Origin of the sequence: Dorea sp. AM58-8 (genome assembly GCF_003464045.1) — a bacterium.
In the GTDB taxonomy this organism is placed as follows: Bacteria; Bacillota; Clostridia; order Lachnospirales; family Lachnospiraceae; genus Claveliimonas; species Claveliimonas ammoniilytica.
On record NZ_QSDM01000029.1, the window covers coordinates 1 to 24,083 of the forward strand.

General features: G+C 38.4%; 21 protein-coding genes, 1 tRNA gene, 1 rRNA gene and 2 pseudogenes. 14 read left to right on the forward strand and 11 right to left on the reverse strand.

The window, feature by feature from the left end:
• The 5 genes from DXA18_RS14170 to DXA18_RS14190 all read right to left on the reverse strand — a co-directional run.
• Positions 1 to 94: ribosomal RNA gene (locus tag DXA18_RS14170) — 16S ribosomal RNA — on the reverse strand; the annotation flags it as partial.
• Positions 95 to 395: 301 nt separating this feature from the next.
• A tRNA-Ser gene (locus tag DXA18_RS14175) sits at positions 396 to 483 on the reverse strand.
• 120 nt (positions 484 to 603) lie between these two features.
• Positions 604 to 1,317 (reverse strand): lysophospholipid acyltransferase family protein, encoded by a 714-nt coding sequence (locus DXA18_RS14180; RefSeq protein ID WP_118384447.1) that lies wholly within the window; start codon positions 1,315 to 1,317, stop codon positions 604 to 606.
• A gap of 11 nt (positions 1,318 to 1,328) precedes the next feature.
• The gene (locus DXA18_RS14185; RefSeq protein ID WP_118384448.1) at positions 1,329 to 1,880 is read right to left on the reverse strand and encodes a Fe-S-containing hydro-lyase; all 552 of its coding nucleotides are present in this window, start codon (positions 1,878 to 1,880) and stop codon (positions 1,329 to 1,331) included.
• 2 nt (positions 1,881 to 1,882) lie between these two features.
• Positions 1,883 to 2,725, reverse strand: a complete 843-nt coding sequence (locus tag DXA18_RS14190; RefSeq protein ID WP_118384449.1) for a fumarate hydratase — start codon at positions 2,723 to 2,725, stop codon at positions 1,883 to 1,885.
• A 158-nt stretch (positions 2,726 to 2,883) separates the two neighbouring features.
• On the opposite strand from DXA18_RS14190, the gene DXA18_RS14195 reads away from it, so the two are divergent.
• A complete protein-coding gene (locus tag DXA18_RS14195) occupies positions 2,884 to 3,345 on the forward strand; it encodes a C-GCAxxG-C-C family (seleno)protein (protein WP_118384450.1) in 462 nt (153 codons plus the stop codon).
• A 61-nt stretch (positions 3,346 to 3,406) separates the two neighbouring features.
• Here DXA18_RS14195 and gyrA read toward each other — a convergent pair whose 3' ends face one another.
• The 6 genes and pseudogenes from gyrA to dnaA form a co-directional block, all read right to left on the reverse strand.
• Positions 3,407 to 5,902, reverse strand: coding sequence for a DNA gyrase subunit A (gene gyrA, locus DXA18_RS14200; RefSeq protein WP_118384451.1), 2,496 nt, complete (start codon positions 5,900 to 5,902; stop codon positions 3,407 to 3,409).
• Between the two features lie 8 nt (positions 5,903 to 5,910).
• Positions 5,911 to 7,841, reverse strand: a pseudogene (gene gyrB, locus DXA18_RS14205) (DNA topoisomerase (ATP-hydrolyzing) subunit B).
• A 9-nt stretch (positions 7,842 to 7,850) separates the two neighbouring features.
• Positions 7,851 to 8,936, reverse strand: a complete 1,086-nt coding sequence (gene recF, locus DXA18_RS14210) for a DNA replication/repair protein RecF (protein ID WP_118384467.1) — start codon at positions 8,934 to 8,936, stop codon at positions 7,851 to 7,853.
• On the reverse strand, positions 8,926 to 9,135 hold the full coding sequence (locus DXA18_RS14215; protein ID WP_118384452.1) for an RNA-binding S4 domain-containing protein: 210 nt from the start codon (positions 9,133 to 9,135) through the stop codon (positions 8,926 to 8,928). The genes recF and DXA18_RS14215 overlap by 11 nt, the downstream gene beginning before the upstream one ends.
• A gap of 13 nt (positions 9,136 to 9,148) precedes the next feature.
• Complete coding sequence (dnaN, locus tag DXA18_RS14220; RefSeq protein ID WP_118384453.1) at positions 9,149 to 10,255, reverse strand: DNA polymerase III subunit beta; 1,107 nt, start codon at positions 10,253 to 10,255, stop codon at positions 9,149 to 9,151.
• 267 nt (positions 10,256 to 10,522) lie between these two features.
• Positions 10,523 to 11,899: a chromosomal replication initiator protein DnaA gene (gene dnaA / locus DXA18_RS14225; RefSeq protein WP_118384454.1), complete on the reverse strand. Its 1,377-nt coding sequence runs from the start codon at positions 11,897 to 11,899 to the stop codon at positions 10,523 to 10,525.
• A gap of 225 nt (positions 11,900 to 12,124) precedes the next feature.
• On the opposite strand from dnaA, the gene rpmH reads away from it, so the two are divergent.
• From rpmH to DXA18_RS14290, 13 genes and pseudogenes are all read left to right on the forward strand, one after another.
• On the forward strand, positions 12,125 to 12,259 hold the full coding sequence (rpmH, locus tag DXA18_RS14230; RefSeq protein WP_118384455.1) for a 50S ribosomal protein L34: 135 nt from the start codon (positions 12,125 to 12,127) through the stop codon (positions 12,257 to 12,259).
• A gap of 49 nt (positions 12,260 to 12,308) precedes the next feature.
• Positions 12,309 to 12,647 (forward strand): ribonuclease P protein component, encoded by a 339-nt coding sequence (gene rnpA, locus DXA18_RS14235; RefSeq protein WP_118384456.1) that lies wholly within the window; start codon positions 12,309 to 12,311, stop codon positions 12,645 to 12,647.
• A 15-nt stretch (positions 12,648 to 12,662) separates the two neighbouring features.
• On the forward strand, positions 12,663 to 12,917 hold the full coding sequence (gene yidD / locus DXA18_RS14240; RefSeq protein ID WP_118384457.1) for a membrane protein insertion efficiency factor YidD: 255 nt from the start codon (positions 12,663 to 12,665) through the stop codon (positions 12,915 to 12,917).
• A 2-nt stretch (positions 12,918 to 12,919) separates the two neighbouring features.
• Complete coding sequence (gene yidC, locus DXA18_RS14245; RefSeq protein WP_118384458.1) at positions 12,920 to 13,987, forward strand: YidC/Oxa1 family membrane protein insertase; 1,068 nt, start codon at positions 12,920 to 12,922, stop codon at positions 13,985 to 13,987.
• A gap of 24 nt (positions 13,988 to 14,011) precedes the next feature.
• Positions 14,012 to 14,925, forward strand: a pseudogene (gene jag, locus DXA18_RS14250) (RNA-binding cell elongation regulator Jag/EloR).
• A gap of 72 nt (positions 14,926 to 14,997) precedes the next feature.
• Complete coding sequence (gene mnmE, locus DXA18_RS14255; RefSeq protein WP_330424616.1) at positions 14,998 to 16,410, forward strand: tRNA uridine-5-carboxymethylaminomethyl(34) synthesis GTPase MnmE; 1,413 nt, start codon at positions 14,998 to 15,000, stop codon at positions 16,408 to 16,410.
• Positions 16,376 to 18,283 carry a tRNA uridine-5-carboxymethylaminomethyl(34) synthesis enzyme MnmG gene (mnmG, locus tag DXA18_RS14260; protein ID WP_118384460.1) on the forward strand — a complete coding sequence of 636 codons (1,908 nt, stop codon included), beginning with the start codon at positions 16,376 to 16,378 and terminating at the stop codon, positions 18,281 to 18,283. The genes mnmE and mnmG overlap by 35 nt, the downstream gene beginning before the upstream one ends.
• A gap of 3 nt (positions 18,284 to 18,286) precedes the next feature.
• Positions 18,287 to 19,006: a 16S rRNA (guanine(527)-N(7))-methyltransferase RsmG gene (gene rsmG, locus DXA18_RS14265; RefSeq protein WP_118384461.1), complete on the forward strand. Its 720-nt coding sequence runs from the start codon at positions 18,287 to 18,289 to the stop codon at positions 19,004 to 19,006.
• A gap of 442 nt (positions 19,007 to 19,448) precedes the next feature.
• A complete protein-coding gene (locus tag DXA18_RS14270) occupies positions 19,449 to 20,207 on the forward strand; it encodes a ParA family protein (protein WP_118384462.1) in 759 nt (252 codons plus the stop codon).
• 19 nt (positions 20,208 to 20,226) lie between these two features.
• The gene (locus DXA18_RS14275; RefSeq protein ID WP_118384463.1) at positions 20,227 to 21,132 is read left to right on the forward strand and encodes a ParB/RepB/Spo0J family partition protein; all 906 of its coding nucleotides are present in this window, start codon (positions 20,227 to 20,229) and stop codon (positions 21,130 to 21,132) included.
• 3 nt (positions 21,133 to 21,135) lie between these two features.
• Complete coding sequence (locus tag DXA18_RS14280; RefSeq protein WP_118384464.1) at positions 21,136 to 21,645, forward strand: DUF4446 family protein; 510 nt, start codon at positions 21,136 to 21,138, stop codon at positions 21,643 to 21,645.
• Between the two features lie 146 nt (positions 21,646 to 21,791).
• Complete coding sequence (gene serS / locus DXA18_RS14285; protein WP_118384465.1) at positions 21,792 to 23,078, forward strand: serine--tRNA ligase; 1,287 nt, start codon at positions 21,792 to 21,794, stop codon at positions 23,076 to 23,078.
• Positions 23,079 to 23,095: 17 nt separating this feature from the next.
• Entirely contained in the window at positions 23,096 to 23,971 is an 876-nt protein-coding gene (locus DXA18_RS14290) for a DUF3881 family protein (RefSeq protein ID WP_118384466.1), read from the forward strand.
• The last annotated feature ends 112 nt before the right edge of the window (positions 23,972 to 24,083 follow it).

The following is a 24,083-nucleotide window of genomic DNA, read 5'->3' on the forward strand; positions in this document are numbered from 1 at the left end:
ATCCGAAGAATCAAACTTAAGTGCTTCGTTCGACTTGCATGTGTTAAGCACGCCGCCAGCGTTCATCCTGAGCCAGGATCAAACTCTCGTAAAAAATATTTTCCCTCACACCTCAGTGTGAGTTAAAATCAAGTTTAATTCCGTTCAGGAAAACTACTAGCTTTCCTATCCCGTTATTACTGTTTTAGGTCGACATTAAATGTCTTGTTCTGAATTTTCTCTTAAAGAATCTTCAGGGTTGTTGTCTATTGTTCAGTTATCAAAGTTCTTTGTGTTTGCCGCTCTCAACGAGTCAGCTTAAACATAATATCATGTTTATCAGTGCTTGTCAATAACTTTTTTAAAGTTTTTTATTTTCTTTTTAAAAGCTATCAATTTACATGATATATGTTAAACGGAGAAAGAGGGATTTGAACCCTCGCGCCGGTCACCCGACCTACACCCTTAGCAGGGGCGCCTCTTCAGCCTCTTGAGTATTTCTCCAGCGCTGAATATCATTCAATATAATATTCTTTACGAAAGCGAACTTTCGCAGTGCATGAATTATTATAACTGACATATATTACATTGTCAATACATTTTTTCTTATTTTTTTATCCACTTTTATCCGATATTTTCGTTTATCTTTTTCTGGATTCTATCATGTACTGTTGACGCTATTTCTGTTGTCTTCATGTCTTTATAATCTTCATAATACAACGGCTCCATAAAATGTACCTGTACCGTCACCTGACTGATTGTATTCGTATCAAACGGTTTGAAAGAATCAATCAATGCAACCGGCACAATTGGACACCTTGCTTTGGTTGCAGCCTTAAAACTTCCTCCCTTAAACTCACCGATCACATTACCATTTTTCGATCTGGTTCCTTCCGGAAATATCAAGAAATTCTTACCATTCTTCACATCATTTGCCACATTCATAATTACCTGCATAGACTGTCTGATATCTTCTCTGTCCATCATATATGACTTTGTACATGCAAATGTCTGCTTCAATAATGGAACATTGGCAACTTCTTTCTTCGCTACTACCGCAAATGTATTATCGCAGGCATCTATAATTGCCAGCACATCATACATCCCCTGGTGATTTGGAAAGAACATAAACCCCTCTTCTTTTGGTATGTTTTCTTTTCCATAAGATTCTATCTTAACATTACCACCCTTATTAGCATGAGCAACAATATAGCGGAGTATCTTAAAATGTTCTGCTAATGTATATTTATCCACATGCGTAGCATGCCAGCACAATCTTATCCACATGTATGGCACCAGAATAATATTTCTGAGCACCATCATAATTATTCGTTTCATATTTTACTTTATTAACCTCTCTTATATTCTTCAATAGCTGTCTCATACAGATTATTACCTTCTGCATCTACAACTACGATTACAGGAAAGTCTTTTACTTCCAGCTTTCTGATAGCTTCTGTTCCAAGATCATCGTATGCGATTACTTCTGATTTTTGAATACACTTAGAAAGAAGCGCTCCTGCCCCGCCTACCGCTGCAAAATATATACTTCCATTTCTTACAATTGCATCCAGAACTTCTTTGCTCCTTTTGCCTTTTCCTATCATTGCCCCAAGTCCCAGATCCAGTAACCTAGGTGCATATTTATCCATACGACTGGCTGTAGTAGGCCCTGCTGATCCAATAATTCTGCCTTCTCTTGCTGGTGATGGACCCATATAATAGATCATCTGATTTTTAATATCTAATGGCAGTTTTTCTCCTCTTGTGAGAGTATCATCCATTCTCTTATGTGCAGCATCACGTGCAGTATAGATTATACCATTGATATATACGTAATCTCCTGCTTTCAGATTCTTGATTTCTTCCTTTCTGATCGGCGCCTGAATTATTTTGTTCATAACTACACCTCCCTGATGATATGTCTGTTTACATGACAACAGATATTAATTGCTACCGGAAGTCCTGCAATATGAGTTGGATAGGTATTCACATTGACTGCCAGAGCCGTTGTTGTGCCACCAAGTCCTCCAGGTCCGATACCAAGATTATTAATCTTCTGAAGAATTTCTTCTTCCAAATCTTTTACCCATTCAATCTCTGAATGTGTTCCTACTTCTCTCGTAAGTGCTTCTTTTGCCATTAATGCACATTTTTCAAATGTACCACCGACACCTACTCCAACTACAAGTGGCGGACAGGCATTTGGTCCTGCATCTTTTACTGCTGTCAGTACTGCATTCTTCACTCCTTCGATACCATCTGCCGGCTTCAGCATAAATACACGGCTCATATTTTCACTTCCGAATCCTTTTGGCGCTACTTTTATGCGTACTTTTTCTCCCGGTGCGATAGAATAATGGATAACTGCCGGTGTATTATCTTTCGTATTTTCGCGGATAATCGGATCTTTTACTACCGATTTACGGAGATAGCCTTCTACATATCCCTGACGAACACCTTCATTGACAGCATCTTCCACCGATCCGCCTTCCAGATGTACATCCTGTCCGATTTCAAGAAATACAACTGCCATACCTGTATCCTGGCAGATAGGAATCATATCTTCTCCGGCAATCTGAAGATTCTCCTGAAGTTGATTCAAAATCTGCTTTCCAAGGGGCGACTCTTCTGTTTGAACAGCATTTTTCATTGCCGCTGACATATCTTCTGAAAGAAAATGATTGGCTTCTATACACATTTCTTTTATATTTCTCGTAATTTCACTTACATGAACATTGCGCATAATACTCCTCCTTATCATTTGAATTCATTCCATAATTCATTTCATCTTTCTTATTTTAATGCATGGATGAATCTCTGTCCATTTAATTGCGCTTTTTATTGATAAATATTATACTATTCATATATTTTTATCGTGAATGTAAAGAAGGAGGTATTTTTATGACAACAGATATCAATATGAAGCAATTAAAAGCAGACGCACTCGAGATCTTCTGCAATGGTTTTGCCTGTTCGGAATCCGTTATCTTTTCACTTCGCAAGCATTTTCAGGTAGACATTTCCGACGATGCAATTGCTATGAGTTCAGGTTTTCCATGGGGACTTGGTGGACCAGGATGTCTCTGCGGTGCTGCAGCCGGTGGAACTATGATGATCGGATATTTCTTCGGACGTAAGACTCCAGGCGATCCTAAGGTTAAGAGATGTTTTGATCTGACAGCAGAATTCCACGATGCATTTAAAAATGAATTTGGTGCTACATGCTGCCGCGTACTGACTAAAGGTATGGAAAAACATTCTCAGGAGAGAAAGAATCACTGTATGGAGATGGTATCTTTCACTGTTGAAAAAGTAGCTGACATCATTATTCGTGAATTGGAAAAAGATAAGGCTGATTCATAATTATTATAAGTTATTTCCAAAAAATGGCTGCCACTTAAAGTGGCAGCCATTTTATTAGCTTTTACTCTTCTGAATCTCCAGTCTCTTCTGTTGGTTCTTCAGCTTCTTCAATCTCTTCTTCTTTTCTTACCTTTGCAATGCTTGCAACAGTCACTCCGTCTTTCAGATTAATGAGTTTTACGCCAGATGTGATTCTTCCAAGGATAGAAATACCCTCGCAGAACATACGGATTACAATACCTTCTGTGTTGATGATCATAATCTCGTCATCCTCATTTACTGCCTTAATACCTACAACATTACCTGTCTTTTCTGTAATCTTGTAGCACTTCACACCTTTACCGCCACGATTCTGTGCACTAAAGTCACTGATTAGTGTACGTTTTCCCATACCCTTTTCAGATACGATCAAAAGCTCATTGCCCTGGGTTGCAAGCTGCATACCAATTACTTCATCTGTGTCATCCAGGTTAATACCACGTACACCCATAGAGGTTCTTCCTGTGGTTCTTACATCTGTTTCCGCAAAACGAATACACTGACCAAATTTAGTTGCCAGAATAATTTCCTGATTACCATCTGTAAACTTAACTTCAATCAATTCATCTTCTTCCCGCAATGTAATTGCAGCAAGACCATTCTTACGGATATTAGAGAAATCCGTAACCGGAGTCTTCTTCACCAGACCTTTTGCAGTAGCCATAACAATATACTCACCATCACGATATTCATCAATTGGAATAACTGCACTGATTTTTTCTTCCGGCATCAGTTGAAGAAGATTGATAATTGCTGTTCCTCTGGATGTTCTTGATGCCTCCGGAATCTCATATGCTTTCAGACGGTATGCACGTCCCTTATTGGTAAAGAACATAATATAATGATGAGTATGTGTCATGAATAACTCTTCCACATAATCTTCATCAATGGTCTGCATTCCTTTGATTCCCTTACCACCACGATTCTGTGCTTTGAATGTGTCATTAGACATTCTCTTGATATATCCCATTTTTGTCATAGTAATTACTACATCCTCTTTTGGAATCAGATCTTCCATGGAAATATCATATTCATCAAATCCTATAGATGTTCTTCTCTCATCACCATATTTATCACGGATCAGAATAATTTCTTCTTTAATTACACCAAGAAGAAGCTTCTTATCTGCAAGTATTGCTTTTAAATGTTTAATCTTTTCCATCAGCTCTTTGTACTCATTCTCGATTTTCTCTCTTTCCAAACCGGTAAGAGCACGCAGACGCATATCCACAATAGCCTGAGCCTGTACATCAGACAGATTAAACTGTTTGATCAATTCTGCCTTGGCAGCCTGCACATTTGCAGAGCTTCTGATAATACGAATGACTTCATCAATATGATCCAGTGCAATCAATAATCCCTGTAAAATATGAGCACGCTCTTCTGCTTTATTTAATTCATACTTCGTTCTTCTGGTTACGACTTCTTCCTGATGCTGAAGATAATATGTCAGCATGTCCAGAATATTCATAACCTTCGGCTGGTTATTGACCAGTGCCAGCATGATCACGCCATAAGTATCCTGTAACTGTGTATGTTTGTATAGCTGGTTTAAGATAACATTTGGATTCACATCTCTTCTGAGTTCAATACAGATTCTCATACCTTCTCGGCTGGACTGGTCGCTCAGATCAGTAATTCCATCAATTCTCTTATCTCTTACCATCTCTGCAATCTTCTCAATAAGGCGTGCTTTATTAACCATATATGGAAGTTCTGTTACCACAATACGGTTCTTGCCATTTGCCATCGGCTCGATATTAGTCACTGCACGCACACGAATCTTACCACGTCCGGTACGATATGCTTCCTCTATACCGCGAGTACCAAGGATCATAGCACCTGTCGGAAAATCAGGTCCTTTGATAATATTCAAAATTTCTTCAATTGCTGTCTCATCTTTATCCTCAATCTGGTCATCGATAATTTTAACAACTGCATTGATAACTTCACGCAGATTATGCGGTGGAATGTTGGTTGCCATACCTACTGCAATACCAGAAGTACCATTTACGAGAAGATTAGGAAATCTTGACGGAAGAACAACCGGTTCCTTTTCCGTCTCATCAAAGTTCGGCATAAAGTCAACCGTATCTTTGTTGATATCCGCTGTCAGTTCCATAGAAATCTTACTCAGACGAGCTTCGGTATATCGCATAGCAGCTGCACCGTCACCGTCTACAGAACCGAAGTTACCATGTCCATCAACTAATGGATATCTGGTAGACCATTCCTGTGCCATATTTACCAATGCGCCATAAATAGAACTGTCACCGTGCGGATGATATTTACCCATAGTATCTCCGACAATACGTGCACTCTTTCTGTGCGGTTTGTCGGGCCCGTTATTCAACTCAATCATTGAATACAGAATTCTTCGCTGAACCGGCTTCAATCCATCTCTTACATCCGGCAGTGCACGAGAAGCAATAACACTCATAGCATAGTCGATATAAGAAGTCTCCATTGTTTTTTTCAGGTCCACCTCATGAACCTTATCAAAAATATTGTCTTCCATAGCTCCTCCTAGATATCAAGGTTTTGTACATATTTTGCATTTTCTTCGATAAACTCACGACGCGGCTCTACTTTATCGCCCATCAGTGTGGTAAATGTAAGATCCAGCTCCGAAGCTGTCTCATCATCCATTGTTACCCGAAGAAGTACACGGTGCTCCGGATCCATGGTTGTATCCCAAAGCTGTTCTGCATCCATTTCTCCCAGTCCTTTATATCTCTGAATCTTATTATTCGTGTCTCGCCCTACTTCCTGAAGAATCGAATCCAGTTCTTCATCGCTGTATGCATACCAGATTTTTTTATTCTTCTCCAATTTATAGAGCGGTGGCTGTGCCAGATATACATACCCCTGCTTAATCAGTTCCGGCATGAATCTGTAAAGGAATGTCAGAAGCAATGTACTGATATGTGCTCCATCCACATCGGCATCCGTCATGATAATAATCTTGTGATAACGTAATTTACTAATATCAAAGTCATCATGGATACCCGTTCCAAATGCTGTGATCATCGCTTTAATCTCAGCATTGCCATAAATGCGGTCAAGTCTTGCTTTTTCAACATTCAGGATTTTACCTCTAAGTGGAAGAATTGCCTGTGTTGCTCTGTTACGTGCGGTCTTCGCAGATCCTCCCGCGGAATCTCCCTCTACAATGTAAATCTCACAATTTTCCGGATTCTTATCAGAACAGTCTGCAAGCTTGCCCGGAAGAGACATACCATCCAGTGCAGACTTTCTTCTTGTAAGTTCTCTTGCTTTTCTCGCAGCCTCTCTCGCTCTCTGAGCAAGCACAGACTTCTCGATCGTCTGCTTTGCAATCATCGGATTCTGCTCCAGATAGATTTCAAGCTGTTTGCTTACAACACTGTCAACTGCTCCTCTGGCCTCACTGTTGCCTAACTTCTGCTTAGTCTGTCCCTCAAACTGAGGCTCCTCAATCTTAACACTGACAATGGCTGTCAATCCTTCCCTGATATCTTCACCTGAAAGATTAGGTTCACTGTCTTTTAATAATTTATTCTTTCTTGCATAATCATTAAATGTCTTTGTAAGCGCATTGCGGAATCCCATAATATGAGTACCGCCTTCCGGAGTCGTAATATTATTTACAAATCCATAAGTCGTCTCATTATAGGAATCATTATGTTGCATGGCAACTTCAACCTGAACGTTATTTACCATACCTTCACAGTAAATAACATCTTCATATAATGCTTCTTTACTCTTATTCAGATAAGTAACAAATTCTTTAATTCCGCCTTCATAGTGGAATGTACGCTCTATCAGTTCTTCTTCTCTCTCATCTCTGAGGACAATCTTCAAGCCTTTGGTCAGGAACGCCATCTCACGGAAACGCTGTTTCAAAATGTTATAATCAAATACAGTCTCTTCAAAAATGGTATCATCTGGCATAAATGTTACCTTCGTACCGGTCTTTCCTTCTTCACATTCACCTACGACTTCAGTTTATACACAACCTTGCCTCGTTCATAGCGCTGCTTGTATACTTTTCCGTCATGGCAGATTTCAACTTCCAGCCAGTTAGACAATGCATTAACTACAGATGCACCTACTCCATGAAGACCTCCGGATACCTTGTAGCCTCCACCGCCGAATTTACCTCCTGCATGAAGAACAGTAAATACTACTTCTACCGCCGGAAGACCTGATTTATGATTGATACCCACTGGAATTCCACGCCCATTATCAATTACTGTAACTGAATTGTCTTTATTCACTGTGACCTGGATCTCTGTGCAGAATCCTGCAAGAGCCTCATCCACAGAGTTGTCGACGATCTCATATACCAGATGATGGAGACCTCTGGAAGAAGTGCTGCCGATATACATACCGGGTCTCTTTCTTACAGCTTCCAGACCTTCCAGAATCTGGATTTCATCTGCGCCATATTCGTGCTGTACCTTCTCTGTACTCATAGTATCCTCCTAGTTTTCATTTCTTACCTGTCCCTCATGGACATAGAATATTTTATTTATAGAAAAACGATGATTTACAAATTCATCCACACCTGTACAGGTAATCAATGTCTGTATATCATCTATACTATCTAATAAATAGTTTTGCCTGTGTTTATCAAGTTCAGACAACACATCATCAAGCAGAAGAACCGGTTTGTCTTTGGTAAGCATCTTCACCAGTTCTATCTCAGATAACTTTAGCGAAAGAGCTGCTGTTCTCTGCTGTCCCTGTGATCCGAATTTACGGATATCAATTCCATCTACCTGAAAGCAGATGTCATCACGATGCGGTCCTGATGTCGTGCTCATCATTCTCAGATCACGTTCTCTGTTTCTCTGGATCACATCCTCCAATGACTGTCCGCCTGTATTTGGCTCATAGATCACTTCAATCTGTTCCTGATTACCTGTCAGTTTTTTATGAATCTCAGAAATAATCTCGTTGATATCGGACACAAACTTTTTTCTTGCCTGAATCACTTTTTCGCCGTACTCGATTAACTGTATATCCCAGATATCCAGTGTATCTTTTAAACCACTATTAAAACTGATGTCTTTCAGCAGCTTATTTCTCTGATTTATAATACGATTATAATTGCCGAGATCATTCAGATAGACTTTATCTAATTGCGAAAGTTCAAGATCTATAAATCTTCTTCTCTCTGCTGGACCATTTTTTATAATATTCAGATCCTCTGGTGAGAAAAATACGACATTCAGAATACCGAATAATTCACTTGCTTTCTTGATAGGTATCCGATTAATGGCAATACCTTTTGCTTTATTCTTCTTCAGATGCATATCAATCTGATAGGTAATGCCCCTCTTCTCTACTTTTACTTCTATGTGTGATTCATCTTTTCCAAACTGGATCATATCTTTATCTTTGGTACCTCTGTGCGACTTGGTCGTGCCGCACAGATACAGGGATTCCAGTATATTGGTCTTTCCCTGTGCATTATCACCATAGAAAATATTCGTCTGTTCACTTAATTCCAGATTTAAAAGATCATAGTTGCGAAAATTTTTTAATTTCAAAGAATTAATCTTCAATTTTGATTTCTTCTCCATCAAATTCCACAACGTCTCCGTTGTATAATTTCTTACCTCTTCTGGTATCTACTTCGCCATTCACTTTTACCAGACCATCCTGGATTACATCTTTTGCCTCTGCTCCGGTCTCTACCAGACCTGCAGCCTTCAGTGCCTGACCAAGCTTTATAAATTCATCTTTTAATTTGATAATTTCCATACTTACACCTGTCCTAAATTGAATTAAAGTTAACCGGCAGAATCAGATAAATATAACTTTCCGTTTCATCTTTGATAAAACAAGGGGCTTTTGCATTCATAAGATAAAGTTCTACTTCTTCATCATCGATAACACGCAGTGCATCGATTAAGAATTTAGGATTAAATCCGATCAGAAGATCTTTACCTTCCTTGGTAATGAATATTTCTTCATTCATAGAGCCAAGCTGGGATTTAATTTTAAGTTCCATGATTTCATCACCGATATTAATGATAATTGGCTTTTTATCTCCTTCTTTGATGAGCAGTGTCGCTCTGTCTATACAGTTCAGTAATTCTTTTTTATTGATTCTTACCTTTGTCTCGTAATCGCTTGAAAGCATCTGATCAATTCGGAAATATTCACCTTCAATCAGACGTGATACTACTACCGTCCGGTCAAATTCAAATACTATATGATTCTCAGTAAAGTAAATACATACTTCTTTGTCTGCTTCTCCGGAAAGAATCTTACTGATTTCAATCAATGTCTTACCAGGAACTATAATCTTTTTATGGTCATATTCTTCTTTCAATTCAAGCTTGCGAATGGAAATTCTGTGACCATCGAGAGATACGACACGAAGCGTATTCTGGTTAATCTCGAACAGCTCCCCAGTCATTACTTTATTACTTTCATTATCTGCAATAGAGAAAATGGTCTGTCTGATGACCTCTTTTAATGTGTACTGCGAAATACTAATTGTAGTGTCCTTTTCGATAATAGGAAGATAACTGAACTCATCCCCTGGTTTGCAGGAAATATTAAAGTTCGCTTTCTCACATGTAATAGTAGCCTGAAGATTCTCATCTGTTTCTATTACTACATCGTTATCCGGAAGTTTTCTTACGATCTCGGAAAAGATTCTCGCATCAATCGCGATCATACCGTGTTCAATGATCTCTCCTTCTACCTCCGTCTGAATGCCAAGTTCCATATCATTAGCTGTCAGCTTAATTACATCAAGTGTTGCGTCTATCAGGACACATTCCAGAATAGGCATTGTAGTTTTGGAAGGAACGGCCTTTGATACGGTACTTACTCCCTTCGCAAGATTAGCTTTACTGCAGACTATTTTCATGTGTATAACTCCTTTCGAAAAAATGGTGGGCAAAAATGCTATATATAAATATATGATTTCCGTAGTCTTAGTAGTAGGGGATGTGGATATGTGGAAAACCACTGCAATCCCCTGAAAAATCAAAGAAAATCGATGCTGATAAGCTTGATGAAAACGAAATTATAATCTGTGGATGAAATGATGAAAACTTTTTTAGAAACAATTTGTAAAAGTTATGATAAAGTTATCCACCATTATCCACATAGTTATCATCGAATTGTGCACATCTTAAACAGGATTGATTTTTTTCTTTATAATATCAATCGTATTAGCAAGCTGTTCATTTTCTTCGACATCGTGTTCTATCTTTTCTACGCCGTGCTTAATGGTAGAATGATTCTTACCTCCAAGCAGGATACCAATGGACTTAAGTGGTACATCGGTCATCTTACGGCAGAGATACATGACGATCTGACGAGGTACTGCAATCTCAGCAGGTCTTTTATTACTTTTCAGATCGGCAATGGATACACCAAAATGATCGGAAACGATATCCATGATCAGTTCCGGTGTAACTGTTTTATTATCGTCTGGTGAAAGGATATCCTTCATGGCCTCTGCAGCAAGGTTAATATCGATCGGTCTGCCATTGCCTTCCAGACGGTAGAGTGCAATTAATTTATTCAGTGAACCTTCCAGCTCACGGATATTATTCTTAACGTTCTGAGCAATATACTGAAGTACATCATCAGGAATATGATAGATTTCCAGATGTTCTAATTCAATCTTCTTCTGCAGAATAGCCATACGTGTCTCATAATCAGGTGCAGACATATCGGCTATCAGTCCCCACTCAAAACGAGTACGCAGTCTCGCTTCCAGTGTCTCAATGTCCTTTGGAGGGCGGTCACTGGAGATAATGATCTGCTTACCGGCAGTGTGCAGGTGATTGAAAGTATGGAAAAATTCTTCCTGAGTACTTTCCTTTCCTATAAGAAACTGAATATCATCGATCAGAAGTACATCGGTATTACGATATTTTTCTCGAAAATCCGACATTGAGGACTCACGTCCATTCTTCAGAGCATGGATCAGTTCATTTGTAAATGTCTCACTGGTTACGTACACGACTTTTTTCTTAGGACTGAAATCCAGAATAAAGTGTGCGATCGAATGCATCAGATGCGTCTTGCCAAGTCCTACTCCTCCATATAAGAAGAGAGGGTTGTATACTTCACCAGGTGATTCGGCTACAGCCAGAGATGCAGCATGTGCAAAGTTATTATTATTACCTACAATAAATGTGTCGAATGTATATCTTGGGTTAAGACCCGCTTTCTCTGCAGCAGTCTTCGTCTTTCTCTTATCTGTGCTGGCAGAGGACATCTTCTTAAGTTCTTCTATCCGCTCATCATCCTCAGAAAGAAAAACAACCTCATATTCAATACCTGTAATCTCAGCGATACAGACCTTCAGCGGAAGAGAATACTTCTTCTCGATGTAATCCACGCTGGCAGCCTTGTCCACGAGCAGATAAACGGTATTGTCTACAACGTTGTATACCTTAAGAGGCTGAATCCAGGTTGAGAAAGAAATGTGGGATAATTCGTGTTCAACACGCAGATGCTCGATAATTTCATTCCATTTTTCTTCCACAACATTCATCAATTTAATCTCCTAATCTATTTTATCGCATAAAAAACCACTTTCCATTATTCTACATCAAAATGCTTATGATGGCAATGAAAAAGATGGAATAGGGAAAAGAAATATAGTCCATCTACTTGACTTAATTCGTATTATCTAATATAATTAAACACGATGTCTTTTGAAACAAACGAACAAATATTGAGAACAACTTTATAGATAGAATAAGGGAGGTGGATATCAATGAAAATGACATTCCAGCCAAAGAAAAGACAGAGATCAAAAGTTCATGGCTTCAGAGCAAGAATGAGCAGCGCAGGTGGAAGAAAAGTACTTGCAAGCAGAAGAGCAAAAGGAAGAAAGAAATTATCAGCTTAGGTCGCATCTATTGTGACCTTTTCTTCTATAATAAAACAGGAGAAATACAATGAATTTTTCTGAATCGCTGAAAAAAAATACAGACTTTAGAAAAGTATATCATGGCGGACATTCCAAAGCGAACAAATATCTGGTTATATATATAAGAAAGAATGGCACAGATAAGAATCGTGTTGGGATATCTGTCAGCAAAAAAGTAGGAAACAGTATCGTAAGACATCGCTTAACAAGATTAATTAGAGAAAGTTATCGATTAAATGAAGAAAAAGTCGCACGTGGTTATGATATGGTCGTTATAGCAAGAAGTGCAGCAAAGGGAAAGAATTATCATGATATTGAATCAGCATTTCTTCATCTTGGAAGTCTTCATGGAATAATCGAGTCGTAATGGAGTGGCATACATTTGAAAAAGATTTTGATAAAAATGGTTCGGTTTTATCAGAAATATTTATCTTCGGCCAAGGGATATTCAAGCTGTAAGTATTATCCTACCTGTTCGCGTTATGCAGTGGAAGCAATTGAAAGGTTTGGTGCTTTGAAGGGAACAGGACTGGCTATTTGGAGAGTTTTGAGGTGCAATCCATTCTCGCAGGGAGGATATGATCCGGTTCCACCGGAAAAAGACAAGCATATCCGCTACTACAAACGGAGGAATTGAATATGGGTACTTTGTTATCAGCAGCAAACTGGCCTATTGTCGGACAGATTGCGATATTACTGGGTAAAGTAATGAATGTCATTTATAATACCCTGGACAATGTATTACCAACCGATCATGGTCTGGTTGGATGGTCAATCATTATTTACACGATTCTGGTATATACATTGATGCTGCCGCTGACAGTCAATCAGCAGAAGACATCAAGAATGACAGCTCTGATGAATCCTGAGATTAAGGCAATTCAGAAGAAATATCAGAACAAGAAGGATCAGGCTTCTATGATGAAGCAGCAGGAAGAGATTCAGCAGGTATATGACAAATATGGCACTTCCATGATGGGAGGATGTCTTCCATTATTGATCCAGATGCCTCTTTTGTTTGCGTTGTATCCTGTTATATATGATATGTCTAATTACGTGCCAGCTATTGCAAAAGCATCAGATAATGTGCAGAGATTCTTTACACTGCCGAATTTGTCTATGTCACCAATAGCAATGATCAAGGCAAGAGATACATTTGATGTAGCACCGGCACTTGTAGTTATTACATGTATTTTACTTCCAATTATATCTGCTGCAACTCAGTATGGAAGTATCAAACTGTCACAGGCTATTTCAGGAGTTAAAAATAATTCAGATAAGAATGATCCGATGAATTCTACTATGAAGACTATGAACATGACAATGCCGTTATTCTCACTGTTCATGGTATTTACATTGTCATCTGGTATCGGTATTTACTGGATTATCAGTGCGGTTGTAAGATGTACACAGCAGTTCTTTATCAATAAGCATCTGCAGAAAATCTCACCGGAAGAAATGGTAGAAAAAAACCGTGAGAAGGCTGAGAAGAAGCGTGAAAAACGTGGAGAAAAGGCTGAAAAGATCAATGCCATGGCTCAGGCCAATACTAAGAGTCTTTCATCTTCTGCTCAGAAGGATGTGTCTTCTTCTGAGAAGAATGCAAAGCTTAAAGAAGCAGAGGAAAAAAGAAGCCATGCAAAAGCAGGAAGCCTTTCTGCTAAGGCAAATATGGTAAAAGACTTTAACGATAATAAAAAGAAATAGTTTGGCTATGGGAGGTTGAACGCAATGGAAGAAATCACAGTATCTGCGAAAACACTGGATGACGCCATTACAGAAGCATTGATTCAGTTAGGTGTTACAAGTGATCAGCTTGAATATGATGTAATAGAAAAAGGAAATGCCGGATTCCTTGGTATTGGAAGAAAGCAGGCAGTTATCAAAGCAAGACGAAAAGTTGAAAAGAAAGTGAATGATGAACCAGTCATCGACTTTTCTGATGCTGTTAAGGAAGTTATGAAAGATTCTAAATCTGATAACTACCACAAGCACAACAACAGAGATAACAAGAAAAAGAAAGATAACCGCAAAAAAGAGAATTATCATAAGAATAACAAGAACGTGACAGCTTCTGAAAAAACTGAGAAAGTAAAAGAAGAAACTGTTAAAACTGAAAAGAAAGAAAAGAATGATAAGCCTCATAAGCCGGTACAGGAGAGAAAGGAAATCGAACTTGCTAAGGTTGAAGATATTACGGTTAAGACCTGTGAAGAGTTTCTGACAAATGTACTGAAAGCTATGGATATGGAAGTTGAGATAAAGACTTCTATCGACGAGGAAGGTGCTCTGTGTATTGAAATGAACGGAGACAATATGGGTATTCTGATTGGTAAGAGAGGACAGACTCTTGATTCACTTCAGTATTTGACTAACCGAGTGGCTAACAAGGCACAGGATGGTTATGTACGAGTAAAACTCGATACAGAGGATTACAGAAGAAGAAGAAAAGAGACATTGGAGAACCTTGCCAAGAACATTGCTCACAAGGTAAAGAGAACCAGAAGATCGGTATCTCTGGAGCCAATGAATCCATATGAGAGAAGAATCATCACTCTGCATTGCAGGGAGACAGAAGTGTTACAACTCACAGTGAAGGTGAAGAGCCATACCGTAGAGTAGTGGTTACACTTGTAAGAAAATAGTATTTCGTATAAGATAGTAAGTAGGGGCGTCAAAACTCCTACTTACTCTTTTTTATTATCAGGAGGTATATCGTGCTTTATAATGACACGCAGACGATAGCAGCAATATCTACAGCTGTTACTGAATCAGGAATTGGAATTGTAAGAATCAGTGGTGAACAGGCAATTGAGATAGCAGATCGTATATATAGAGGAAAAAATGGAAAAAAACTAGCGGACCAGAAGACGCATACGATCCATTATGGCTATATCGCAGATGGTGAAGATATGATTGATGAAGTGCTGGTTCTTATTATGAAAGGACCGCATAGCTATACCGGAGAAAATACGGTAGAAATTGACTGTCATGGTGGCGTATTTGTAGTGCGAAAGATCCTTGAAACGGTAATTAAGCATGGAGCAAGACCAGCAGAACCTGGTGAATTTACTAAGAGAGCATTTCTGAATGGCCGGATTGATCTGTCTCAGGCAGAGGCAGTTATTGATATAATTCAGTCGAAAAATGAATATGCTTTGAAGAGTTCCGTTGGTCAGTTAAAGGGGAATGTTAAGCAGAAGATTGTAGATATCAGAGAAAAGGTATTGTATCATACTGCATTTATAGAGACAGCGCTTGATGATCCGGAGCACATCAGTGTAGACGGGTATGGCGAGACACTTCGTGGTGTAATAGAACCTTTGATAAAGGAGATTCAAAAGTTGATAGATTCTTCGGACGATGGGCGTATTATTAAAGAGGGTATTAATACGGTAATTGTAGGTAAGCCCAATGCAGGTAAATCTTCTCTGCTTAATGCATTGCTTGGAGAGGATCGTGCAATTGTAACTGATATTGCCGGAACAACCAGAGATATTTTGCAGGAAAATATCAGCCTGCAGGGTGTATCGTTGAATATTATGGATACAGCCGGCATCCGTGATACGGCAGATATCATAGAAGAAATTGGCGTAAAAAAAGCAATCAGCCACGCAAAAGAAGCAGATCTGATCATCTATGTGATTGATTCTTCGGCGCCGTTGGATCAGAATGATTATGATATTTTAAAACTTTTGAAGGATAAAAAGTCAATCATATTACTAAATAAATCAGATCTGGAGATGCAGGTTAAGAAAAAGGAAATTATGGATGCATATCTGGGAGAGAATAAGGAAGAAAAGAAATTTGATATTCCGATGATTGAAATATCTGCTAAAGAAAATATTGGGATTGATATATTAGAAAATACGCTTAAAGATATGTTTTATCATGGGAATATATCTTTTAATTCGGAAGTTTATATTACCAATGTGCGCCATAAGACGGCATTGCAGAATGCATTGCAGAGTCTGAAAAATGTAATTCAAAGTATTGATATGCAGATGCCAGAGGATTTCTATTCAATCGATCTGATGGATGCATACGAGACACTTGGAAGTATTACTGGAGAAACGATAGGAGAAGATTTGGTCAATGAAATTTTCAGCAAATTCTGTATGGGAAAATAAAGATAAATATGATGTAGTAGTAATAGGTGCAGGACACGCAGGATGTGAAGCTGCTCTTGCCTGTGCCAGACTTGGGTTTCAGACAGTTGTATTTACGGTCAGCGTAGACAGCATTGCATTGATGCCATGTAATCCAAATATCGGCGGAAGTTCGAAGGGACATCTGGTAAGAGAACTGGATGCACTTGGAGGTGAAATGGGTAAGGTGATTGACCGTACGTTTATACAGTCCAAGATGCTTAATAAGTCAAAAGGTCCTGCTGTTCATTCGCTTCGTGCACAGGCGGATAAAGCCAATTACAGCAGAACCATGCGCCGTGTATTGGAGAATCAGGAGCGTCTGGATATCAGACAGCAGGAGGTTGTCCGCATACTGACTGAAGATAATCAGGTAACAGGTGTTCAGACTTATTCTGGCGTGGTTTATAGATGCAGAGCGGTCATTTTGTGTACCGGAACTTATCTGAAGGCAAGGTGCATCTATGGCGATGTAAGTTCTCATACGGGTCCGAATGGTCTGCAGGCAGCGAATTATCTTACAGACTGTCTGAAAGATGAACTTGGTATTAAAATGTATCGTTTTAAAACCGGAACACCTGCGCGAGTGGATAAGAATTCGATAGATTTCAGTAAGATGGAAGAACAGTTTGGTGATGAGAGAGTTGTGCCATTTTCATTTACAACAAATCCGGATGATGTGCAGATTGACCAGGCATCCTGTTGGTTGACATATACTAACGAAGAAACACATAGAATCATCAGAGATAATCTTGATAGATCACCGCTTTATTCGGGAATGATCGAAGGAACAGGACCGAGATATTGCCCATCGATTGAGGACAAAGTAGTAAAATTTGCGGATAAAAAGAGACATCAGGTATTTATTGAGCCTGAGGGACTTGAAACAAATGAAATGTATATCGGCGGTATGTCAAGTTCACTGCCGGAAGATGTTCAGTATGAGATGTACCGCAGTGTGCCAGGGTTAGAACATGTGAAAATTGTCAGAAATGCATATGCAATTGAGTATGATTGTATTGATGCCAGACAGCTGAAGCCAACACTGGAATTTCGCAATATCAGCGGATTGTTCAGCGGAGGACAGTTTAATGGAAGTTCGGGATACGAAGAGGCTGCTGCACAGGGATTGATTGCAGGTATTAATACTGCGAGAAAACTGCAGGGAAAAGATGGGATTATTCTGGATCGTTCAGAAGCTTATATTGGTGTTTTGATTGATGATCTTGTTACTAAAGAAAGTCATGAACCTTATCGCATGATGACGTCCAGAGCAGAATATCGGCTTCTTCTTCGTCAGGACAATGCAGATCAACGTTTGACGAAAATTGGTCATGAAATTGGTCTCATTTCTGATGAGCGATACAATCGATTACTTATGAAAATAAGATGCATCAATGAAGAAGTTGAACGTGTTTCACATGTACATGTTGGAACAAGTGATAATGTACAGGATTTACTGAAGAGATATGAAAGTACACCGCTTAATTCAGGTATATCATTAACAGAGCTGATTCGACGTCCGGAATTATCATATCAGGCATTAGCACCGATAGATAGAGGCAGACCGGAATTTCCAGCAGATTTGAAAGAAGAAATTGAAAATCAGATAGATATCAACATTAAGTATGATGGTTACATCAAAAGACAGCTTAGACAGGTAGAACAGTTTAAGAAGATGGAAAAGAAAAAAATTCCAGAGGATATTGATTATGATGCAATTCAGAGTCTTCGTATAGAAGCAATTCAAAAGTTGAAGGAATACAGACCGGTATCAATTGGACAGGCTTCCAGAATATCAGGAGTATCTCCTGCTGATATATCTGTATTACTTATATATTTGGGAGGAAAATAGTACATGGTGATTAGTCCAAGATTTTTAAATATGATGACTCAGCTTAATATATCATTGAGTGAAAAACAATTAGAACAATTCGATAAGTATTATCAGCTTTTGGTTGAATGGAATAAGGTTATGAATCTTACAGGTATTACAGAGTATGATGAGGTGTTTTGTAAGCATTTTGCAGACAGTTTATCCATTACAAAAGCTAATGATATGAAAAGAATTGAATCGGTGATTGATATTGGTACAGGAGCTGGTTTTCCTGGATTACCACTTAAGATTGCTTTTCCTCATTTAAAAGTTACATTGTTAGATTCATTGAATAAGAGAATAAAATTTTTGAACACTGTTATTAATGAATTAGAGCTGGAAGATATTACAACGATTCATGGAAGAGCAGAAGATTTTGCCAGAAATGAGGAATATCGAGAAGAGTATGATATGGTTGTATCAAGAGCAGTAGCTAATCTGGCTGTTTTGTCTGAGTATTGTATTCCGTATGTAAAAGTGGATGGATACTTTATACCATACAAATCAGGTGAGATTGAGGATGAACTCAATGAGAGCAAGAAGGCTATTAAAATTTTGGGTGGTAAGACACAAAAAGTAGTTCAGTTTGAACTTCCTGATACAGATATAGCAAGATCATTAGTTATAATAAAAAAAGAAAAGAATACAGGTATGAAATATCCTAGAAAATCAGGTATACCTTCAAGAAAGCCTTTGCATTAGTGCAAAGGCTTTTGATTACTTATGAGTAAGTCCACATTTTGTTAACATCATATAATACTTGTTAAGAAGTTTTAAAAGATAGTAAATATAGAAAAATAGTAATAGAATGTTTCACGTGACATTCTATTACTATTTTGATATGTATTTGATGTTGGGACTCTGGCATCATGCATTTTACAGTAATGATTTCCTATTTTGGATTAATACAATACAATTATAAGAAAATAGGTTGAAAGTACCTAGGTGAATAATGAATTCGATTTTTAAATGTTTCACGTGAAACATTTGAAAAAGTTAAATTATTCAATAACAATGCATATAATCGAAATAAAACATTATGTTAATAAAGGAAACTTGCTAAATGTAATGTTTCACGTGAAACATCTATGGAATCCAGCAGTGAAACGTGGTATAATAGTCAAGCATAGAAAGGGGAAATAATATGGGAAGGATAATCGCGATAGCAAATCAAAAGGGTGGCGTAGGTAAAACTACCACGGCTATCAACTTGTCAGCTTGCTTGGCTGAAAAAGGCAAGAAAGTGCTATCAATTGATATGGATCCGCAAGGTAATATGACGAGCGGACTTGGAATTGATAAAGATTCTGTCGAAAAAACAGTATATGATATGATTATAGGACAGGCATCTATTGAAGAAGTTATCTGTAAAGATGCTTTGGAAAATCTGGATGTTATTCCGACTGGGATTGATTTATCGGCAGCCGAAATAGAATTAATTGGCGTGGATGATAAGGAATTTATCATTAGAAATGAAGTGCACAAGGTAAGAGATAATTATGATTTTGTAATTATAGACTGTCCACCTTCATTAAACACGCTGACGATTAATGCAATGACAACAGCTGACAGTGTGATTGTGCCAATCCAGTGTGAATATTATGCATTGGAAGGATTAAGTCAGCTTATGCACACGATTGAACTGGTTAAGGAAAGACTGAATCCTGATCTGGAGATGGAAGGCGTCGTATTTACAATGTATGATGCACGTACAAATCTATCACTTCAGGTTGTAGAAAATGTAAAGGATAACTTGAATCAGAGTATTTATAAAACAATTATTCCCAGAAATATACGTCTTGCAGAAGCACCTAGTTATGGAATGCCTATTAACATGTATGATACAAAGTCTACAGGTGCTGAAAGTTATAGAATGTTAGCGGACGAAGTGATTGATAAATAAGGATTGGGAGGGGAATAATATGGCAGTAAAGAGAAAAGGACTTGGAAAAGGACTGGACAGCCTGATTCCTGAAAATAAATCGGTAAAACCTGCTGCAAAATCGGAAAAAGCAGAAGAACCTGTCAAAACCGGCGAACAAATGTTAAAAATAAACCAGGTTGAACCAAATAGAGAACAGCCGAGGAAGCATTTTGAAGAAGACGCATTGTTGGAACTGGCTGATTCTATCAAACAGTATGGTGTATTGCAGCCACTGTTGGTAAGAAAAAGAAAAGATTATTATGAAATTATTGCAGGTGAAAGACGGTGGCGCGCAGCAAAGCTTGCCGGTGTCAAAGAAGTTCCGGTTATTATTAAGGAATATACGGAACAGCAGGCAGTGGAAATTGCTTTGATTGAGAACATTCAGAGAGAAAATCTAAATCCAATTGAAGAAGCAATGGCATTTAAAAAATTGCTGACAGAATTTAACCTGAAACAGGATGAAGTGGCGGAGCGCGTGTCAAAGAGTCGTACAGCTGTTACAAACTCTATGAGACTTCTGAAGCTGGGAGAAAAGGTTCAGCAGATGATTATTGACGATATGATCACTACCGGACACGCAAGAGCATTACTTGCAATTGATGACGAAGAACAGCAGTATCTGCTTGCTACAAAGATTTTTGATGAAAAATTAAGTGTACGTGAAACAGAAAAACTTATAAAATCATTGAAAAATCCTAAGAAACAGGTTAAAGTAGTCAAAACTGTAGAAAATGCATTTGTCTATGATGACCTGGCAGAAAAAATGAAACGGGTACTTGGAACTAAAGTTAGTATATCACCAAAGGGGAATGGAAAAGGAAAGATAGAAATTGAATATTACTCAGATGATGAACTTGAGCGCATGTTTGAGATGATTACATCTGTACAAAAAGGAGAATAATATATGGAAAGCAAGATTTTAGCGAAGCTTGGAATCGATCCTGCATTTATATTCTTATTTATGCTGATATTGATCGTAGTGCTGTTCGTACTGTATGTGAATGTCAGTCTGAAATATGACAGACTGAAAAACAGTTATGCATCGTTTATGCGGGGGAAAGATGGTAAGAATCTAGAAGAAAGTATTCTTACAAAGTTCTCGGAACTGGATGGAATTGCTAAGATTATTAAACAGAATCGTGCTGATGTGAAAGAAATGTACCGCAGGACTGAACATTGTATTCAAAAATGCGGAATTGTCAAGTATGACGCTTTTAATGAAATGGGAGGAAAACTCAGTTTTGCTCTGGCACTTCTGGACAGTGATAATACCGGATGGATCATGAATGCGATGCACAGCCGTGAGGGATGTTACACTTATGTGAAGGAAATTCTGAAGGGTGAAAGCTATGTAGAACTCTCAGAAGAGGAAGCAGAAGCACTGGATCGAGCAATTTACAGTGAAGATATATGAGCAGTGAGTCTGAATCAGCTTCAGAAGAAAATGAAGCAAAAACAATTCGGAAAGAGCAGCCGAGAAAGGCAGCTAAAAAAGATGTAAGAAAAGATACAAGTAAAGAAATAAAAAAAGCAAGAAGATAAAGGAAAGGGAGAAAGAAAATGCTTGATATTAAATTTGTAAGATCAAATCCTGATGTAGTAAAGGAAAACATTAAAAAGAAATTTCAGGATGAAAAATTACCACTGGTTGACGAGGTATTAGAGTTAGACCAGAGGAATAGAGATATTAAAGGAGAAGTAGAAGCTCTTCGTGCTAATAAGAATAAGATTTCCAAGCAGATTGGTGCATGCATGGCTCAGGGTAAGAGAGAAGAAGCAGAGGTACTGAAACAGGAAGTTCAGAAGAGTGCAGCAAGAATTGAAGAATTATCCGCAGAAGAAAAAGAAGTAGAAGAAAAACTTAAGAAGAACATGATGATTATTCCGAATATCATCGATCCGTCTGTACCGATCGGTAAAGATGACAGCGAAAATGTAGAGATTGAAAAATTTGGTGAGCCAGTTGTTCCGGACTTTGAGATTCCATATCACACAGAGATCATGGAAAGTTTTGATGGTATTGATCTGGAAGCTGCTGGAAAAGTTGCAGGTAATGGGTTCTATTACCTGATGGGAGACATTGCGAGACTGCATTCAGCAGTAATCAGTTATGCACGTGACTTTATGATCGACAGAGGATTTACTTATTGTGTACCTCCATTTATGATCAGAAGCAATGTAGTAACAGGCGTTATGAGCTTCGCTGAGATGGATGCTATGATGTATAAGATTGAGGGAGAAGACCTGTATCTGATCGGAACAAGTGAGCATTCTATGATCGGTAAATTTATCGACACCATGTTGGATGAGGGAGAACTTCCAAAGACACTGACCAGCTATTCACCATGTTTCCGTAAAGAAAAAGGTGCTCACGGTATTGAAGAACGAGGTGTATACAGAATCCATCAGTTTGAAAAACAGGAAATGATTGTTGTATGTAAACCGGAAGAGAGCAAGAAATGGTATGATGTACTCTGGAAAAATACAGTAGATCTCTTCCGCTCACTGGATATTCCGGTGCGTACGTTGGAATGCTGCTCTGGCGATCTTGCTGATTTGAAAGTAAAATCTTGTGACGTAGAGGCATGGTCTCCAAGACAGAAGAAGTACTTTGAAGTAGGAAGCTGCTCTAACCTTGGTGATGCACAGGCAAGAAGACTTGGCATCCGTGTAAAGGGAACTGATGGTAATAAATATTTTGCTCATACATTGAATAACACAGTAGTTGCACCACCGAGAATGCTGATTGCATTTTTGGAGAATAACCTTCAGGAAGATGGTTCTGTACGTATCCCTGAAGTACTTCGTCCATACATGGGTGGAAAAGAAAAAATCGAACGTAAATAATTAGACAGGTAAATAATATGCATAAATATCTTAATGCTATTGGGTATGGAGGAATTGCTTCAGAAAAACAGCTCAACAGATTGCTGCAGTATGCTGAAAAGGTATATACACATCATGAGTTAATGGCATTGGATCAGGAAACAGATTACTGCGAATATCGAATGAAAAGTTCGAAGAATATGGGAATCTGTGTCTGTGGTACCATGGATGAAGAAGAACAATTTGAAAGATATTTCTATTATCCATATTTTGAAGGAAGTGGCATTACATCTGTCGCAGATGTGACATTGGAGAGACGAATGGACCGGCATTCATTTGTAGGAATTTATGAAGATGCTAAAGTGGGAGTCAGCCTGATTTTTCATGTACAGAATGCGATAGAATGTATGCTTGCAGATGTGCACAGGAATCATGTGCTGGATCATGTATCTATTACTTTGTCCGGACTTTGTAATGATGGGATGATTTTACTGCCTGTATTTAAGAATCCGGATCAGGAAAAGAGAAGCAGAGAAGAATCAAAAAACAGGATGACACTTCTAACTGCTGCGCGAAATGGTGATCCATCGGCAATCGAGAGCCTTACATTAGATGATCTTGATACTTATACTAAAGTATCAAGAAGATTGGTAAAAGAAGATGTATTTACAATTGTAGATACATATTTTATGCCATGTGGAATTGAGTGTGATCGTTATTCGATTCTTGGTGAAATTCTGAATATAAGAATGGATGAAAATGAAGAAACGGGAGAAGAAATTTATATCCTGAGTCTGAATGTAAATGAAATGAAATTTGATGCCTGCATACCCAAGGCAAATCTGATTGGAGAACCTGCAATCGGCAGAAGGTTCAAAGGAAACATCTGGCTGCAGGGAATGATAAGAATGTAAGAGAAGGGGCTGTCGGTTAATGGCAGTTCTAAACGGGGGAGGCAGATGAATCGAAATGATTCATCTGTCTCCCCTAAATTTTATCTATAAAAAGAGAAAAAGGTGGCTAATA